The organism is uncultured Veillonella sp., from assembly GCF_900545205.1.
In the GTDB taxonomy this organism is placed as follows: domain Bacteria; phylum Bacillota; class Negativicutes; order Veillonellales; family Veillonellaceae; genus Veillonella.
In genome coordinates this window covers 1-17,227 of record NZ_UQYC01000040.1, presented here as the reverse complement: position 1 = coordinate 17,227, position 17,227 = coordinate 1, and the positions used below count along the sequence as shown (strand labels likewise).

General features: G+C 39.3%; 15 protein-coding genes. 2 read left to right on the top strand and 13 right to left on the bottom strand.

The features are described 5' to 3' along the window. The 6 genes from sbcD to QZR70_RS05555 all read right to left on the bottom strand — a co-directional run. Window positions 1–543 (bottom strand): exonuclease subunit SbcD (gene sbcD, locus QZR70_RS05580; RefSeq protein ID WP_295793677.1); only part of this gene is annotated, 543 nt, incomplete at its 3' end. A gap of 86 nt (window positions 544–629) precedes the next feature. Further along, window positions 630–1,466 carry a deoxyribonuclease IV gene (locus QZR70_RS05575; protein ID WP_009351073.1) on the bottom strand — a complete coding sequence of 279 codons (837 nt, stop codon included), beginning with the start codon at window positions 1,464–1,466 and terminating at the stop codon, window positions 630–632. 161 nt (window positions 1,467–1,627) lie between these two features. Next, window positions 1,628–2,047, bottom strand: coding sequence for a Fur family transcriptional regulator (locus tag QZR70_RS05570; RefSeq protein WP_295793676.1), 420 nt, complete (start codon window positions 2,045–2,047; stop codon window positions 1,628–1,630). Window positions 2,048–2,218: 171 nt separating this feature from the next. Beyond that, window positions 2,219–3,784: a DEAD/DEAH box helicase gene (locus QZR70_RS05565; RefSeq protein WP_295793674.1), complete on the bottom strand. Its 1,566-nt coding sequence runs from the start codon at window positions 3,782–3,784 to the stop codon at window positions 2,219–2,221. Between the two features lie 97 nt (window positions 3,785–3,881). Beyond that, complete coding sequence (locus QZR70_RS05560; RefSeq protein WP_295793673.1) at window positions 3,882–4,310, bottom strand: phosphatase; 429 nt, start codon at window positions 4,308–4,310, stop codon at window positions 3,882–3,884. 664 nt (window positions 4,311–4,974) lie between these two features. Then, complete coding sequence (locus QZR70_RS05555; RefSeq protein WP_257847367.1) at window positions 4,975–5,370, bottom strand: hypothetical protein; 396 nt, start codon at window positions 5,368–5,370, stop codon at window positions 4,975–4,977. Between the two features lie 301 nt (window positions 5,371–5,671). On the opposite strand from QZR70_RS05555, the gene QZR70_RS08895 reads away from it, so the two are divergent. After that, complete coding sequence (locus QZR70_RS08895) at window positions 5,672–6,247, top strand: hypothetical protein (RefSeq protein ID WP_295802662.1); 576 nt, start codon at window positions 5,672–5,674, stop codon at window positions 6,245–6,247. Window positions 6,248–6,329: 82 nt separating this feature from the next. On the opposite strand, the gene QZR70_RS05545 is transcribed toward QZR70_RS08895, so the two are convergent. The 6 genes from QZR70_RS05545 to recQ form a co-directional block, all read right to left on the bottom strand. Beyond that, a complete protein-coding gene (locus QZR70_RS05545) occupies window positions 6,330–7,397 on the bottom strand; it encodes a hypothetical protein (RefSeq protein WP_314361006.1) in 1,068 nt (355 codons plus the stop codon). A gap of 160 nt (window positions 7,398–7,557) precedes the next feature. Beyond that, window positions 7,558–9,042: an aldehyde dehydrogenase family protein gene (locus tag QZR70_RS05540; RefSeq protein ID WP_295793665.1), complete on the bottom strand. Its 1,485-nt coding sequence runs from the start codon at window positions 9,040–9,042 to the stop codon at window positions 7,558–7,560. Between the two features lie 228 nt (window positions 9,043–9,270). Further along, window positions 9,271–11,571 carry a Tex family protein gene (locus QZR70_RS05535; RefSeq protein ID WP_295793664.1) on the bottom strand — a complete coding sequence of 767 codons (2,301 nt, stop codon included), beginning with the start codon at window positions 11,569–11,571 and terminating at the stop codon, window positions 9,271–9,273. Then, window positions 11,568–12,062, bottom strand: coding sequence for a dihydrofolate reductase (locus QZR70_RS05530; RefSeq protein ID WP_295793662.1), 495 nt, complete (start codon window positions 12,060–12,062; stop codon window positions 11,568–11,570). The genes QZR70_RS05535 and QZR70_RS05530 overlap by 4 nt, the downstream gene beginning before the upstream one ends. A 21-nt stretch (window positions 12,063–12,083) precedes the next feature. Continuing rightward, entirely contained in the window at window positions 12,084–12,875 is a 792-nt protein-coding gene (locus tag QZR70_RS05525; protein ID WP_295793660.1) for a thymidylate synthase, read from the bottom strand. 115 nt (window positions 12,876–12,990) lie between these two features. Next, window positions 12,991–14,874: a DNA helicase RecQ gene (recQ, locus tag QZR70_RS05520; RefSeq protein WP_295793658.1), complete on the bottom strand. Its 1,884-nt coding sequence runs from the start codon at window positions 14,872–14,874 to the stop codon at window positions 12,991–12,993. Window positions 14,875–15,198: 324 nt separating this feature from the next. On the opposite strand from recQ, the gene putP reads away from it, so the two are divergent. Beyond that, window positions 15,199–16,686 (top strand): sodium/proline symporter PutP, encoded by a 1,488-nt coding sequence (putP, locus tag QZR70_RS05515; RefSeq protein ID WP_295793657.1) that lies wholly within the window; start codon window positions 15,199–15,201, stop codon window positions 16,684–16,686. A gap of 74 nt (window positions 16,687–16,760) precedes the next feature. Here putP and QZR70_RS05510 read toward each other — a convergent pair. Further along, a partial coding sequence (locus QZR70_RS05510; protein WP_295793655.1) for a YafY family protein occupies window positions 16,761–17,227 on the bottom strand: 467 nt, incomplete at its 5' end.

Sequence of the window (17,227 nt, the reverse complement as noted above, 5' to 3'; positions counted from 1 at the left end):
GTAATTATGTAAATTAAGCGAGCCGAACTCTTGCTCGTTAGTCTCCACATAGGAGAACAGGGAGTCCTCGGTCATATCTATATCAACAGGTTTTGATACAGATGCACCCAAACCTAATGCATCACCTATACGACGCGGCTCGCTAAAGGGCATAGGGCAAATAGCGACCTTACCGTCAGCCCCTTCAAATTCAAACGGTTGTAATGCGTGATGAGGGGATCCCCAAATATGGATTCCAGAACGACTCAACATAGAACGCCCTACCTCAAGGCGTTCTGAGCCATCGTGGTTACCGCTAACTACAAAGAGTGGAACCTTGTAGTCCATAGCAAGACGAGTAATGATGGAATCCCATAATTCAATGGCTTCAATAGGTGGCACTGCTCGATCAAAAATATCCCCTGCTAGCAATATGCCATCGATTTTTTCATCCTTCAAAATAGAAAAGAACTGATTCTCCAACACATGAGCTTGGTCTTCGGTTAAGTACTGCCCATAAAAAATACGTCCTAAATGCCAATCGGCAGTATGTAAAAAACGCATTTTATCCCCCTTTCCAGCTCGCCCTATATCTTATGGAAATGTAGCTATATAAATTATTATATAACTAAAACTACGATTCAGCTTAATTATTGATTCTCTACAATAGAGCGCAACATAGCAATCTCTTTCGCATAGCCATCTAATTCATTTGGTGTTTCCAAATAGAACGGCAAATTCGTCAATTTAGGATGTGTCACAATGCGAGCTATGGCATCGATACCGATATGACCTTCCCCAATTTTTTCATGGCGATCTTTATGAGCGCCCATCGGATTTTTAGAGTCGTTTAAATGAATCGCTTTCAAACGGTCTAATCCTACAATACGATCAAACTCGTCAATAACACCATCTAGATTATTGACGATATCATAACCACCTTCGTGGATATGGCATGTATCAACACATACGCCCATGTATTCTTTTAATTTCACACCATCGATAATGCGTGCAATTTCTTCAAAGCGAGAACCAATTTCTGTGCCCTTACCTGCCATGACTTCTAAGAGAACTGTTGTTTTCATGCCAGGGAATAAGATTTCATTCAAACATTCCACGATATATTCGATGCCTTGATCTACACCTTGCTTTACATGGCTGCCAGGGTGAAAGTTATACATTTGGCCTGGTAAATATTCCATACGCTCTAGGTCTTCTGTCATGGCCTGCTTTGCAAAAGCGCGCAAATCTTCTTTTGCTGCACATGGATTATACGTGTAAGGTGCATGAGCTAATAAGGTGCCAAAGTTATGTTCTTTCATATACGCACTCAAGCTATTCATATCCTCTACATCGAGGGCACGCATACTACCACCACGAGGATTGCGCGTGAAGTATTGGAATGTATTACCCCCAATTTTGGTAGCTTCTTTCCCCATGTTTAAATAACCTTTGCTAATTGATAAATGACTGCCGATGACAAACATAATACTCCTTTATATTTATATAATTCTAAAATTCTAAAATACTCAATTCTAATATCTATTCTATTACGCTTACATCTATTCCAAAAGCCTAATGAATAGAAGACATATATAACTAATATAACCCCTACCGTGAAGGAGCCCTTCGCGACAGGGGTTATGTATTAATGACTTTCTTTTTTAGCACACTCAGGGCATACACCTTCAAAGGTAATATGTTGACCTGTGATTTGATACTCGCTACCTTGATCAGCAATTGTTTTGATAGCTTGTAAATCAATGCCCCTCATATCCTCTACCTTGTTGCAACGGATGCAACGGATATGGGAATGAGCTTGTGTGTCCCAATCGTAATGAGCGCGCTCATCACCTACTTCTAAAATTTTTACAAGACCGATTTTTTCAAAAATCTCCATCGTCTTGTACACGGTTGCCAAGCTCATGCTTGGATGTTCAGGGCGCAACGTATGATACAACATTTCTGCTGTTGGATGATCATGATGACCACGCAAGGCATCATAAATCGCAATACGTTGTGGGGTTACTTTAAACCCCTGACTACGCAAAATTTGTGCGATATCCATAATAATCTACCTTTCTCCACTTGGAAATCTATAAGGCATAGGCCATTATCGACCGTTTACAAGAAATAATTATTATTTATTATAGCAGAATTCTCAACACTTATCAAGATAGATAGTATTAACTATTAAGTAATAAAAAATGTGGATTGCCCGAAAGCAATCCACATTCTATTAGTCTTTAAAGTAAGGTTTGAAACCTTCACCTTGATGACGAGGTTTTCTGTCACCACGTGGACGATCAGATCTACGATCATCTCTGCGGCGGCCATCACGACGTTCACCTCTGCGGTCATCGCGGCTGCGACGAGGGCGGTCATCGCGACGACGATCTCCGTCACGGCGGCGATCACCATCTCTACGACGGTCACCACGGCGGCGGTCACTACGGCCACCTTCACGACGACGGCGTACGCGCAATGGTTTTTCTTCTGTAATATTTACAGGAGTTGTATCTGGTTCTTTTGTTAACAATTTAAGAGCTGCTGCCAAAAGTGTTACGGAATCTGTATCATTCAACAATTCCTCTGCACTAGATTTGAATGGTGCTAATGCTTCTAAATTATCTGTCATTTCAACGAGACTTTCAATTGCCAAACGTTGTTGACCTTCAAGAACTTCACCTAAGGAAGGTGCACGGCGGCGTGCGATTTTACGTTTTGTTAAACGCTCGATAGCATGTAAATGCTCCATTTCACGAGGGATAACGAACGTGAAAGCTTGACCAGCTTTACCGGCACGGCCTGTACGACCTACGCGGTGTGTGTAGCTTTCAGGATCTTGAGGCATATCATAGTTATATACGTGAGATACGCCAGAAATATCAAGACCACGAGCTGCCACATCAGTAGCCACGAGAATATCGATGGTACCTTCGCGGAATTGACGAATTACGCTGTCCCGTTTTTGTTGAGACAAATCGCCATGGATGCCTTCCGCCATGTAACCACGTTTCTTAAGACCTTCAGTTACTTCATCAACACGACGTTTTGTACGTGTGAAGATAATAGCAAGTTCAGGTGTTTGGATATCGAACAAGCGGCAAAGAACATCGAATTTTTGACGGTCTTGCACTTCGATATAATATTGTTCAATTAAGTCCATCGTAACTTGAGTCGGTTTCATACGAATCAATGTTGGCTCTGTCAAATATGTTTCAGCTAATTGTTGGATAGCTTTAGGCATAGTTGCGGAGAACAACAATGTTTGATGGTCTTCTGGGATAGCACCCAAGATTTTATTGATATCATCAACAAAGCCCATGTTTAACATTTCGTCGGCTTCGTCCAATACCACAACTTTCACATGGTCAAAGTGGATAGAACCACGATCCATATGGTCCATCAATCGGCCTGGAGTGGCAACGATGATTTGAGGGTTCTTTTTCAAGGCACGGAACTGACGATTAATATCTTGACCACCATAAATAGGTAGTGCAGTGATATTCGTGTATTGAGCCATTTTGTTAAGCTCTTCAGCTACTTGGATAGCTAATTCTCGTGTAGGGGATAAAATAACTACTTGAACGTGACGCTCATTCCCGTCTACGCGTTCCAATACAGGCAAGCCAAATGCTGCTGTCTTACCAGTACCTGTTTGAGCTTGACCGATCATGTCTTTACCGCTCATGGCAACTGGGATAGCTTCCTGTTGAATTGGCGTAGGCTCTTCAAAGCCCATATCGTTTAACGCTCTTAGAACAGGTTCGCTAATCATTAATTGTTCAAATTTTTCTAACATCTAAATGTGTTTCCTCCTATCGCGCACGAATTATGCGCGTTAGAATAGTATATCATATTTCAAAGGTGAACGCTATAAAAGTAATTACGAATCAAAACTAAATGTGCTTTCTTCTCTCCCTTAACTGTTCTATTAAAACGATTCCACCTGATACACAAAGGAAAACAAGGTATGATAAATGAATAGGCATATACAAACATTCAACAAGAACAACCCATAGAATCAAAATTAATTTAGAAATCCATTTCGTTGTTATTCTATCAGCTATCATAAATATAGATAAATTGATAATTATTTTAATGATTATCGCAGCGATTATAACGATTGACGTAAATTCTTCTCTATAATCTGTCAGTTCATATAAGGGATATAATAAATAACTCAAAAGAGCGCTAAGTATTATTAAGAACCAAATATTGAGTCCCTTTAAAAGTTTGGTGTTATTATAGTAAAAGACTCCAACCAAAAGAAAGAGTAAAATGCTAAGTAATATTCCTATAACTAATAGATAATCTAAATGAATCATGGTTTATGCTCTCCTTTAATCATTTTCACCAGTCTCTTTTACAATACACTCTTAAATGTTCTTAATTATAGCATAAGGCAGCTCCACACTTATTAGATACTGATCTTCTATATTATGCACAAAAAAGGCACCTCGAAGGATGTGCCTTCTTATTATGGTTTATTGAAGAATTCTATATTATTAGTCTAAGATAATAAAACAATATATATTTTTTATTTAGAATAATACCTTCCTAAACGCATAGATGCAAACAGTAATAAACATCAGCATCGAAAATACGGCAATGAGTCCACGATTGTAATATATGCTATCTCTTTTTTGAAAATATCCTGTGCACAGTGTAACAAGTGTAAAAATAGTCCAAACACTTCCATAACTCACAATTACTGTATAATCTCTATCAATTATAATTTTAAGAATCAGTAGAGCTAAACTTATAAGAGAAATAATAGACAAATATTTTGTTAAACTACCAAAAACTCTATGTTTTTTTATGTATTCATACTCTTCATTAATTGAAGTCTTACGAATTTCAAGTTTATATAAGGCTATTCCCGATATGATAGATGCAAAAACAAACGTACTACCTAATATTGTTAACCTACTCATCTTTTACCTCATTTTTCATCGACGATACTTTTCTTGTATTCAATCTTTCTCTTTACTACTTAAAGAATATATCTTTAAACGCATAAGCAGAGCCTACAACACCGAATAATATTGAAACAATAGCAATTATCCCACGTTTATAATATAAACTGTCTCTCTTTTGAAAAAATCCTGTACACATTATCAAAAGCACGAAAATACCCCAAGCAACACCATATCTCGCAATAAATAAATAATCTTTATCAATTAAAAATTTACAATTTAATAGGACTACAATTATAATTGCAATTATTGTTAAATACTTGGTTAAATTACCAAAAGCTCTATGTTTTTTGATGTATTCATACTCTTCATCAATGACACGTTTACTAAGCTCAAGTTTATATAACCCTATACATAACGATATAGATGTGAAAATCCAAAAATATCCTAACATTTCAAGTTTTTTCATTTTTTACCAGTCTCTTTTACAATACACTTTTAGATGTTCTTTATTATAGCATACGGCAGATCCACACTTATAAGATACTGATTTCCTATATTATGCACAAAAAAGGCACCTCATTTGAGGTGCCTCATTGTTATAGTTTATTGAAAAGTTATATGGTATTAATCAACTATATGAGTAAAAATATATTTTAGGTATAATATAATTAAATTAATATACTTCAAAATTCCGCCAATAATTAAGCAATACCTGTTAAGCAATTACGATTTACTGAACTTTCTAAAGAAGTACAAAAGGAATACCAATGAAACCATTTGCCCTAAAACGATTCGTATTATTGCCGCTGATTATAGTCTCACTCATACTAACAACGGGTTGTCATCTTCTCTCACATTACAGTGAAGAAGAAGTTCAACAATATATAAGTAAGAATTATCCTAATCTAACATATCACTTGGAGTCACAAAGGAACAATACATGGCAAGTCACCTTTGACAAGTATCCACAAATGCCCATTGAAATATCTGAAGTCATACACACCTCTGCACCTGTTGTACCACAAGTTGATCGAATGCTGATAACCAACATTCCGCTGATAACTGCATTCCCATTAATGAAAAACTATCTAACAGCAGAGGAGCTATCCTATGCCACATATGATACATCTTCTTTGTATATTGAAATGCCTATCCCCTATTCAGCTATACAAACTCAAGATGTAATAAACTTTTACAATCGTATGGATCAATTCTGCAAAGAATATGCTGCAACATATCCAGATTTCAAAGAAAAAATCTATATTAGAGTCATCATAAAACCATCTGATGGTTCTGATGCACCAGAAGAATATAGAAGAATATTCCGCTTATCCCAATATTAATAAAAGAGGTACCGTCTAGGGTACCTCTTTTACGTATGAGACGACGTTATCATTTGATATTTTAGAATTATTATATGCAACATCATTTCATATTGTCATTAATCCTTATAACTCGTCTAAAGAAATCATATCCTCCATTTATATTATTGCCAATTACCATTTCACTATCTTGAAAGTATGGTGAAACAGGTAAATAGCCCCAAATAACGCCTAAGCCTCCACATATATTGCGGCCACCGTCTCCACCTTTATAGGAAAATTCACCTTCATCATAGACGATTTCTCTACAATACGGATCATCACCTATAATCAATCCAAAAAAGTTTTCCTTTTCTAATGTATACTCTCCATCATTATCCATCCATTCCATATGTTTTAAGTTCATAGAAAAATCTATATTGTTCCCCCATGGAAAAATGGTTCTACACCCCTTGCCAGCTAAATACTCCCACTCTCTACGCGTCGGTAAAGAGTACCCATAACTTTTTATATTCTGTAACAATTCCTTAAATGTAGTTTCTTCATAAAGTTTACCATACCAATTGTTATCGTCTGTTTGATATAAACATATGGTATTATGAATCATTATTTCAGAAAGCCCTGCGCTTTCGGCTTTTTCTATCATCTGTTGCCACTCTTTATTTTGTCTGAGTTTCTCATCTGAAATAGGTATCCAACAAGTTTCACTATACTCTTTTTGTACCAATAATGGATGGATTACAAACTCATCTTCTTGAGTAAAATTATGTTTAAAATACGTTTCTATGTTGGATAGTACCTCTTCATCTTCTAGTATTTCGCTAATCTTAGTTTGAACATCGTCTTCACTAAAGATTTCCTCTTCATATCCCTCGACAAATGGATAGGCAAGGTCCGCTAAATTTTCATCATTAAAAATATCCTGAAATGGTTTATTTCTAAAATCAAACCCTAACGAAACAGTATCTCCAGGAACAAATACAAATTCTATACCATCATGTGAACGATATACCGCCGTATATGTGCATTTTCCAAAGGCAGTAAATTCTTTAAAGCAGATTAATTCTAAATTATATATATTTCCAATCTTATTTAATAATTCCATTCTATCGCTTGTAGATAACAGATCATATTGGGGATTATACAATTTTTTGATGGGAATAGACCTCATTATTTCACCTCTCCTTATTTTTACACATATACGTACACAAATCCTCTTTATCGTAAAAGTGTATTTTATCTATAACAATATTATAATGAATAACACAAAAGGCACCAATAATTAAATTGGTGCCTTTTTTATGTAATTATAGGTAGAGTCTATTCAATTATTAATCTAAATCGTAGAAACCAGATGGTTTATCACTCAAGTTGATAATGATATTTTTCATTTGAGTGTAGTGTTCAAGGATAACTTTGTGAGTTTCACGGCCGATACCAGATTGTTTGTAGCCACCAAATGGTGCACCTGCTGGGATGGAGTTATATGTGTTAACCCACATACGACCTGTTTCGATTGCTCGAGCTACGCGGATTGCACGGTTGAGGTTTTGTGTAAATACGCCACCGCCAAGACCGTATAAGCTGTCATTAGCTTGTTCGATCACTTCTTCTTCGCTGTGGAATTTGATAACAACAGCTACAGGGCCGAAGATTTCTTCGCGAGCTACGCGCATATCGTTTGTAGCGTCTACGATAAGTGTAGGTCTAATGAAGCAACCTTTACCAAGTTCGCCGTCAGTAACGCGTACGCCACCAGCTGCAATACGAGCGCCTTCTTCTTTAGCAAGTTCTACATAACTAAGTACTTTTTCAACTTGAGCTTCGTAAATCAAGGAGCCTAGTTGTGTAGATTCTTCCCAAGGCAAACCAACTTTTACTTTATCAAATAATGCGGAAAGTTCAGCTACGAATTTATCGTAAATTGTATCTTGTACGAAGATACGGGAACCTGCGCAGCATACTTGACCTTGGTTGAAGAGGATACCGAGCATTGCCCCATCAAGAGCTTGTTTCCAGTTTGCATCTTCAAAGAAGATATTCGCAGATTTACCACCTAATTCCAATGTAGCAGGAATCAAGCGTTCAGATGCTGCTTTATATACATCAAGACCTACTTCTGTAGAGCCTGTGAAAGCAAGTTTGCTGAATCCTGGATGATCAAGGATATATTGACCAGATTTAGAACCTTTACCAGTTACGATGTTTACAACGCCCGCTGGTAAGATATCTTTCAAAATATCGCCTAATACTAAAAGGCTAAGGGATGTATGGCTAGAAGGTTTAATTACAACTGTACAACCTGCTGCAAGAGCTGGTGCCAATTTCCAAGCAGCCATTAGGAATGGGAAGTTCCAAGGCACGACTTGACCTACAACGCCAATTGGTTCACGAACGATGAGGCTCAATGTATTTTCATCAAATACTTGAGCAGAGCCTTCTTCGGAACGAAGTACGCCAGCGAAGTAACGGAAATGGTCAGCACCAAGTGGAATATCTACATTCAAAGTTTCACGGATTGGTTTACCATTGTCATATGTTTCAACTTGTGCCAAGTACTCTTTGTGAGCATCAATAGCATCAGCAATTTTTAACAAGTAATCAGCACGATCTATTTGAGAAACAGTTTTCCAAGTTTTAAAAGCTTCTGTTGCAGCGTCTACCGCTTTATCAACATCGTCTTTCGTAGCCTCTGCACAGATAGCAAGTTGTTCGCCATTAGAAGGGTTATATACATTGAATTCAGCGCCATCAGATGCAGCTACCCATTCATTATTAATTAAAAGTCCATATCTTTCTTTAAGGTTCAAGCTCATAGCATTACCTCCTATGTAGGAATATAGATTGAGGAAGATTTCCTCTGTGATTTCATCATACGCCTTATATCTAAATATTTCAATCAGATATACTGTTTTCGATATATCTAATCTGCATTATTATACATAGCTTTTAGTTATATAGAAAAACCGCACCCTCTAAGACCATAGAGAGTGCGGTTTTGCGGACCATGACTTTTAGTCAAAAGTAGTTCTCAATAATAAACTTCAATTGATATTATTTTTTTGTCGACCACCATTGTTACGGTTATTATTACGGTCATTATTACGGTTATTGTTACGATTGTTATTTCGACGTTGTCCGTTGTTATTTCTGTTTCGGTTATTATCGCTATTCTTTGGCTTTTCTGGTTGCAATGCTTTTACAGACAAACCGATACGATTGCGTTTTACATCAACAGAAATAATTTGAGCTTCAATAATATCGCCTACGGCAAGTACATCAGATGGATGTTGGCGGCTGTTACAAAGTTCACTACGATGCAAAAGACCATTCGTTTTAAGACCAAAGTCTACAAAGGCACCAAAATCAACTACGTTGTGAACAGTACCTTTTACAACAGTACCAACTTGAATATCTTCAAGGCTTACCACGTGTTTTCTAGTAAGTGGTGCTGGCAAATCTTCACGAGGGTCGCGACCTGGTTTTGCCAAAGCAGCTAAAATATCTCGTACAGTTGGTACACCCGCATCAAGTTTAGCAGCCATTTTTTCTGCATCTACAAGAGGCAATTTCACTTGTAACGCCTCCAGTTGCGCTTTATCTTGCAAATCTTTTAATGTAAAGCCTAATTCACCAATAATGCGTTCTGCCAATTCATAGGACTCAGGATGGACAGATGTATTATCTAGTGGATTTTTACCGTGTTGCAAGCGAAGGAAGCCCGCACATTGCGTGAAAGCCGCAGGACCTAAGCGAGGTACTTTCAACAATTCTTTACGGCTTTTAAATACACCATTCTCTTGACGATATGCAACGATATTTTTAGCCACCGTACTAGAGATGCCTGCAATATGTTGCAAAATAGCAGGAGATGCCGTATTGAGCTCTACCCCAACGTGGTTAACTACAGTTTCAACGACTTGATCTAAAGTATGAGTCAATTGCTTTTGGTTTACGTCATGTTGGTATTGACCTACACCAATAGATTTTGGATCAATCTTAACAGATTCAGCCAATGGATCTTGTACGCGCCGTGCAATCGATACGGCACCGCGTATGGTTACGTCTAAATCGGGTAATTCATCGATAGCCAATTTAGAAGCAGAATATACAGATGCGCCTGCTTCATTGGTAATGATATAGTGGCAGTCTAATTTTTCCTCTTCAATCATGGTGGAAGCAAACTGCTCTGTTTCATAAGATGCAGTACCATTACCAATAGATAAGAGAGTAACCTTAAACTTACGGATTTTATCAGCCAATACCTTTTGCGCTTCTTTGCGAAGCTTTTCACTATTAGTTAAATAATAGGCACCGTAATCTAGCACATTACCTTGTTGGTCGATGATAGCCATCTTACAACCTGTACGGTAACCAGGGTCAAGGCCCATGATAACATGGCCTGCCAAAGGTGGCTGTAATAATAGGTTCTTAAGGTTTACACCGAATACCTTGATAGCTTGCTCATCCGCATTTTCCGTCAACTCATTGCGTATATCACGCTCTAGAGCAGGGAAAATTAGACGTTTATACGCATCGGCTACTGCAGCCGCTTTATAGTCCCCGAAAATAGACTTTGGATTTTTCTCTAACTTTTGCACCATGTAAGTAACATACGTATCACCTGGTACAGTAAGGGCTAATTTCAAAGCCCCTAATTTTTCACCACGATTAACCGCCAAGATACGGTGAGACGGCATTTGGCGAACTGGTTCAGCATATTCTGCGTATTGCAAAAACTGTTGTTGTACCTCTTCATCACCAGTCAACTCAGCTTGAATAAAGCCTTCATTCCACATCTTTTTACGCAAATACGCACGGAAGTCTGCACTATCGCTAACAATTTCCGCTACGATATCAGAAGCACCTTGAATAGCGTCCTCTGGTGTGGGCACCTCTTCCGTTACAAATTCTTTAGCAATCTCTAGGGGATCACCAGAGGTAACTGTATCGTTAAGGATCATTTCCGCTAACGGCTCCAACCCACGTTCACGGGCAATCATAGCACGGGTACGTTTCTTAGGACGATACGGCAAATACAAATCCTCTAACTCTTGAAGCTTTGTGGCTGCTTCTAAGGACTTCATCAACTCGTCGGTCATCTTTTCTTGCTCTGTAATAGATGCAATGATTTCTTGGCGACGTGTTTCCAAATTGCGCAGATATTTAATACGTTCTTCAATGGTGCGCAATTGCTCATCTTGCAATTCACCGGTTACTTCTTTACGGTAACGCGCAATAAATGGCACCGTATTGCCTTCGTCCAATAATTCTACGGCAGCTTGCACCTGCTTTGGCTTAACATTTAATTCACTGCCAATAATGGCAAACATTCTTTCACTCATTTAGATGCCTTTCTGCGATAGGTTACAAAACGATGAGGATATTTGTTCTTTTCATCCACCACGCCGTCTACAACGGATTCAATGGTGAAAGCCTCCTCTGGGAACTCTGGGAAAAATGCATCCCCTTCAAATTCGTGGTCTACTTCTGTAATGTACATCGTATCCACGTACGGCAAGAAAGCCTCGTATACTTGAGCACCGCCGATAACATAGGCCGCATCAAGAGCGCGTGCCGCTTCCGCAGCCGCCTCAGGACTATGAAAAATCTTAACCCCTTCTGGTGCATCAAAGCCCTTATCGCGGGTAATCACCCAGTGCTCACGATTTGGCAACAAGAACGGCAAACTTTCAAAGGTCTTACGGCCCATAATGATGACATGACCTGTCGTTTTCTCTTTAAAGAATTTCAAATCATTCGGCAAGTGCCAAATCAAGGTATTATCTTTACCGATCACACGATTATGTGCTACAGCTACGATTAATGCTAACATACTAGCCTCTTTCAATTAATGCTATACGGCAACAGTCATGGACAATTTACCTAGATGTTCATACCCGTCTAATGTAACGTCCTCGGGTGTGAAGTCATAGAAGTCTTTTACCTCAGGGTTCACAATAATTTTGGGAGCTGGCAACGCTTGATCGCGACGTGCCAATTGCTCGCGCAAGGCTTCTACATGGTTTTCATAGACATGAGCATTGTTGATAACATGAGTAAATTTACCAGGTTTAAGATCTGTTACTTGGGCAATCATGCATTGTAATGCAGCATATTGAGCTGTATTAAATGGAACGCCAAGGCCCATATCGCCACTACGTTGGATGAGCATGCAGTTCAACTTGCCATCAGCTACGTCCCATAATGTTTCATACGCACATGGTTGTAATGCCATATCATCTAAATCTTCAATATTCCACAATGTAACAATCATACGACGGCTATCAGGATCTTCCTTGATAGTCTTGATGAGATTATCAAGTTGCTTGTACTTTGCAATTTGGTAACCATAGGCCTTACCAATGGTACCATCTTCACGCATCCACTCATCCCATACGCGCACGTTCATTTCTTGTAATTTGCGTACATCGTTAGATTGCATTTGCCAAATCCATAACAATTCTTTTACCGCTGTTTTGAAAGCTACAAATTTTGTAGTCAAAATGGGAAATTCCTCTTGCAAGTCGAATTGCATAATTTGATGTGGCAGTTTATAGGTTGCAATACCTGTACGGTTTTGGCCATACGTACCATGTTCTAAAATATTTTCAATAATACCGAGGTATTGTGTATCTGCTAGACTCATATGTCCCCCTAAATCTATGTATACGACGTCGAATAATACTAACCTTATATCTTACAATATATAGTACTATCATACTAAAAAATACATAGTACTACCATATATACAGTAAAATTTATTATCCCTTATATTCTGCAATGGCCTGTAAAAAACTGAGGCCATATTTTTTCAATTTTGCTTCCCCTACACCTTTAACATTGCCAAATTCACCTAATGTAGTTGGTCGTAAATTGGCTAGGTCAATAAGTACTGTATCGGGGAAGATAAGATATGGTCGCAGTCCTGCCTCTTCGGCTAAGCGCTTGCGATGTTGTCGTAAATGTTCAAATAAACCACCCGATCCGGAACTAGATTTTCCTCGTGAGGTAGTAGACGTAGTCCGACTAGTTCGTGATGGTACAGACACATGTTGCCTGATTTCCTCCACCTCTTTATGCCCACCGAGGACCTCCTCAGCACCAGCCGTCAAGGATAGCACCGGATACTTACCGGAAGAACTACGCAAGTACCCAGAAGCTACAAACTGTTGGATGAGCCCTTTAATAGATTTTTCGTCTACATTACTTAGTAAACCAAATACAGGCAGTGCATCGTGGCCTGCTCGCATAATGCGATCAGTTCTTTCACCGCGCACGATAGAGGTAATCATAGAGGCACCATAGCGCTCATCAGTGCCCATAATAGCACGGAAGATAGCCTTCGCCTCTTTCGTTACATTTACCTTATCACCGGAGCCTTTACAGGAGCTACAATTATCACAAGTAGTCCAAACCGTGCTTTCACCAAAATAGTTAAGCATATATTTACGTAAACAATTACTGCAGAAACAGTAATCAATCATGGACTGTAATTTACGGAGCTCCACCTCCTGTCGCTCAGGCGTCTCGATAGACTGTTCAATCAAATACTTATGAACCTGTACATCTTGCCCACTGTAGAGCAAGATACATTCTGCAGGAGCCCCATCACGACCTGCACGGCCTGCTTCTTGATAGTAAGACTCCATGTTGCGCGGCATTTGATAGTGCAACACATAGCGCACATTACTCTTGTCGATGCCCATACCAAAGGCATTAGTAGCCACCATGACCTGCAGTTTATCATCTGCATAAGCATTTTGCATCTCGCGGCGCACCTCGTCACTGAGACCCCCGTGATAATGGCCCACCTTAATGCCTGCACGAGTCAAATTTTCATAAACCCGATCTACATCCTTGCGCGTTGCACAATAGATAATACCATTTTCGTTGGCATGTTGGCGCACATAGTGAACCACATAATCCATGCGCTTTGGTGTACGGATAACAGAGAACGATAAATTAGGCCGATTAAAGCCCGTTACATACACATTCGCATTATCTAAACCTAATAACTTCTTGATATCATTTTCTACATATTTTGTAGCCGTCGCCGTGAAAGCCCCTACGATAGGACGCTTCGGTAGTGAATTAAGCCACTCACCGATGAGGCGATAGGACGGTCTAAAGTCATGGCCCCACTCCGAAATACAATGTGCCTCATCCACAATGACTTGAGCAATAGGCAAAGCTCGCAGTACATTGCAGAAAAAATTAGACCCTAGCCGCTCCGGTGCAATATATAAGAGTTTAATCTTACCGCTACGCACTTCGTACATGGTCTTATTAAACTCCGCTTGCGTAAGTGTACTATTGATAAGTGCTGCTGGTATATTCTGCACTAATAGACCATCTACTTGGTCTTTCATAAGAGAAATCAGTGGAGAGAACACAATAGTAAGGCCCGCCTTGCAGAGTGCTGGAATCTGAAAGCAAATGGACTTGCCTGCCCCCGTAGGCATGATGCCAATCACATCTTCATTGCGTAATAAGGAGGCAATCGGAGCCTCTTGAGCCGGTCTAAAGGAGGTATACCCAAAGTAGGTTTCTAACATACGCAATGCGTGTTGCTTCATTTGTGCCTGTTGATTTGCACCATCACGCGGTGTCCCAACAACATTCTTTGATGTTGTCTGTTTTTCCATAGGGTCCTCCTTTCATGTTCCAGAAATATAAATACAATACTATTATTACAACTATCAATGACAGTATTTCGTATCCAAAATACGAAAAATCGTTTTTTCCATTCTTATATTTTAACATATTTCCTTGGCTATTGGACTTATTAGTATATACGATTTTACGTAAGCCAGTCTAATGCATATCGTGAAAGACTGAGCCTAAATTTGTATAAAAACTAGGTGTATATCACTAAAGTTTTACACTCTAAAGCACTAATATATGGTACAATAGGAATTATTTATAATACTATAGAATGGAACTACAACCTAAGGAGGTCTTATATAGGCATGACACAAGACAACTTAATGATTATCATCGCCTTTGCCTTATACCTAGGACTCATGATGTATATCGGGGTCTATTATTACAGGAAATCGAACAGCATTGGTGATTACATCCTCGGTGGCCGACAACTAGGACCATGGATCACCGCACTGAGTGCGGAAGCATCAGATATGAGTGGTTGGATGCTCATGGGTGTGCCTGGCCTAGCGTATACAACGGGGATTTCTGGTGTATGGATTGCCGTAGGTCTCACATTAGGTACATGGGCAAACTGGAAGTTTGTTTCTAGACGCTTGCGTAACCATACAGAGGTAGCTAGCGATAGCTTAACACTACCAGATTACTTAAAGAATCGTTTCCACGATCAATCCCATTCGGTAGCCGTTATCTCAGCCCTATTCATCTTGATTTTCTTCTTGATTTATACATCATCGGGCTTTGTGGCAGGCGGTAAATTGTTCAATACCATCTTTGGTCTTGATTACACCGTATCCCTCTTTATTACAGCAGGCATCGTCGTATTTTACACGTTCCTCGGTGGTTTCCTCGCCGTATCTTGGACGGACTGTATCCAAGGGGCATTGATGTTCTTTGCCATCTTAGCAGTACCAATTACAGCAGCCATGTTTATGGGTGGTCCTATTGAAACATTCCAACTCATTCAACAAGAGTTCCCTCAAGGTCTTAGCTTATTTGGCAATCCATCCGATTGGTTCACTTGGGCTATCGGCTTAATCTCCGCTCTCGGTTGGGGCCTAGGTTACTTTGGTCAACCTCACATTCTCGTAAGATTCATGGCCATCTCCGACGGGAAAGAGTTAAAAAAATCTACGAATATCGCCATGGTTTGGGTTATCTTATCCCTTATGGCAGCTATCGCGGTAGGCCTCATTGGTCACGTATACATGTTGCCGGATAAATTAGTCGGCACTGATGCGGAAACAGTATTCCTCATCATGACAGAACGTCTCTTTACACCATTTATAGCAGGTCTCATCTGGTCTGCCGTATTAGCAGCTATCATGAGTACTGCATCTGCACAATTGTTAGTAACAGCTTCCGCTATTGCTAATGACCTTTATGCGAATATCATTCATCCTAAAGCAAGCGATAAAGAGCTAGTACTAGTAAGCCGTATCGTAGTGCTACTAGTTGCATTAATAGCCATCTATATGGCAATGGATCCAGATAGCTACATCTTAACAATGGTTGCCTATGCATGGGCAGGCTTTGGTGCTGCCTTTGGTCCAGCTATCTTGTTCTCCTTATTCTGGAAACGTATGACATGTCATGGCTGTATCGCAGGTATCGTCGTAGGTGGTTTAACCGTACTCATTTGGAAACAATTTGGATTCCTCGGCCTTTACGAAATCGTACCAGGCTTCATCTTCTCTTCTATCGCTATCTATGTAGTGAGTATCATGGGTAAATTACCTCCTCGACCAGTTCTTAAGGACTATCGCGAAGCAGAAAAAATGCATGTTCTATAAATTAGGAATCGGACGTTTAAAATAGCATACATAAAAATAGAGCTAGTTGATTCAACGATCAACTAGCTCTTTTATTATGAGTATTGTTCTAAGCCTTCCTTAATAGCTTCTTTAACTTCTGCTACCAAGGATGCTGGTGAAAGTACTTTCACACTTTGCATATATTGAAGTGCCCAATACTTAAAGGCATCATGATTTACACGTACACGGCATACAACATCATCAGATGTGACGTTCGTGAATTCCACATTGCCATCAAACCAATCTAAAATTTGGTTTACAATAGACCGCTTTGCCTTAAAACTTACGGTAACGGATTCACCGCCGAACATGTAAATATGTTCTTTTACATATTGTGATACATTAAAGGTGCGTTGCTGATTATAGCCCTTTATCTCCCGTAAAGGTTTTCTGCGTTCGCTCAGCACCGTAATGTGTGCAATTCGATCGACACGCAATGTAGACATGTCATCATAATTTTCATGGTTCCCAACTAGGTAATAGTGTCCCCGATTCATAACTAGTTGGAATGGATTGAATA

What these genes read in the sequence shown, in the direction of transcription:
- QZR70_RS05575 (WP_009351073.1), bottom strand. Translation starts at nt 1,466, where the DNA reads ATGTTTGTCATCGGCAGTCATTTATCAATTAGCAAAGGTTATTTAAAC.
- QZR70_RS05570 (WP_295793676.1), bottom strand. Translation starts at nt 2,047, where the DNA reads ATGGATATCGCACAAATTTTGCGTAGTCAGGGGTTTAAAGTAACCCCA.
- QZR70_RS05565 (WP_295793674.1), bottom strand. Translation starts at nt 3,784, where the DNA reads ATGTTAGAAAAATTTGAACAATTAATGATTAGCGAACCTGTTCTAAGA.
- QZR70_RS05560 (WP_295793673.1), bottom strand. Translation starts at nt 4,310, where the DNA reads ATGATTCATTTAGATTATCTATTAGTTATAGGAATATTACTTAGCATT.
- QZR70_RS05555 (WP_257847367.1), bottom strand. Translation starts at nt 5,370, where the DNA reads ATGAAAAAACTTGAAATGTTAGGATATTTTTGGATTTTCACATCTATA.
- QZR70_RS08895 (WP_295802662.1), top strand. Translation starts at nt 5,672, where the DNA reads ATGAAACCATTTGCCCTAAAACGATTCGTATTATTGCCGCTGATTATA.
- QZR70_RS05545 (WP_314361006.1), bottom strand. Translation starts at nt 7,397, where the DNA reads ATGAGGTCTATTCCCATCAAAAAATTGTATAATCCCCAATATGATCTG.
- QZR70_RS05540 (WP_295793665.1), bottom strand. Translation starts at nt 9,042, where the DNA reads ATGAGCTTGAACCTTAAAGAAAGATATGGACTTTTAATTAATAATGAA.
- QZR70_RS05535 (WP_295793664.1), bottom strand. Translation starts at nt 11,571, where the DNA reads ATGAGTGAAAGAATGTTTGCCATTATTGGCAGTGAATTAAATGTTAAG.
- QZR70_RS05530 (WP_295793662.1), bottom strand. Translation starts at nt 12,062, where the DNA reads ATGTTAGCATTAATCGTAGCTGTAGCACATAATCGTGTGATCGGTAAA.
- QZR70_RS05525 (WP_295793660.1), bottom strand. Translation starts at nt 12,875, where the DNA reads ATGAGTCTAGCAGATACACAATACCTCGGTATTATTGAAAATATTTTA.
- recQ (WP_295793658.1), bottom strand. Translation starts at nt 14,874, where the DNA reads ATGGAAAAACAGACAACATCAAAGAATGTTGTTGGGACACCGCGTGAT.
- putP (WP_295793657.1), top strand. Translation starts at nt 15,199, where the DNA reads ATGACACAAGACAACTTAATGATTATCATCGCCTTTGCCTTATACCTA.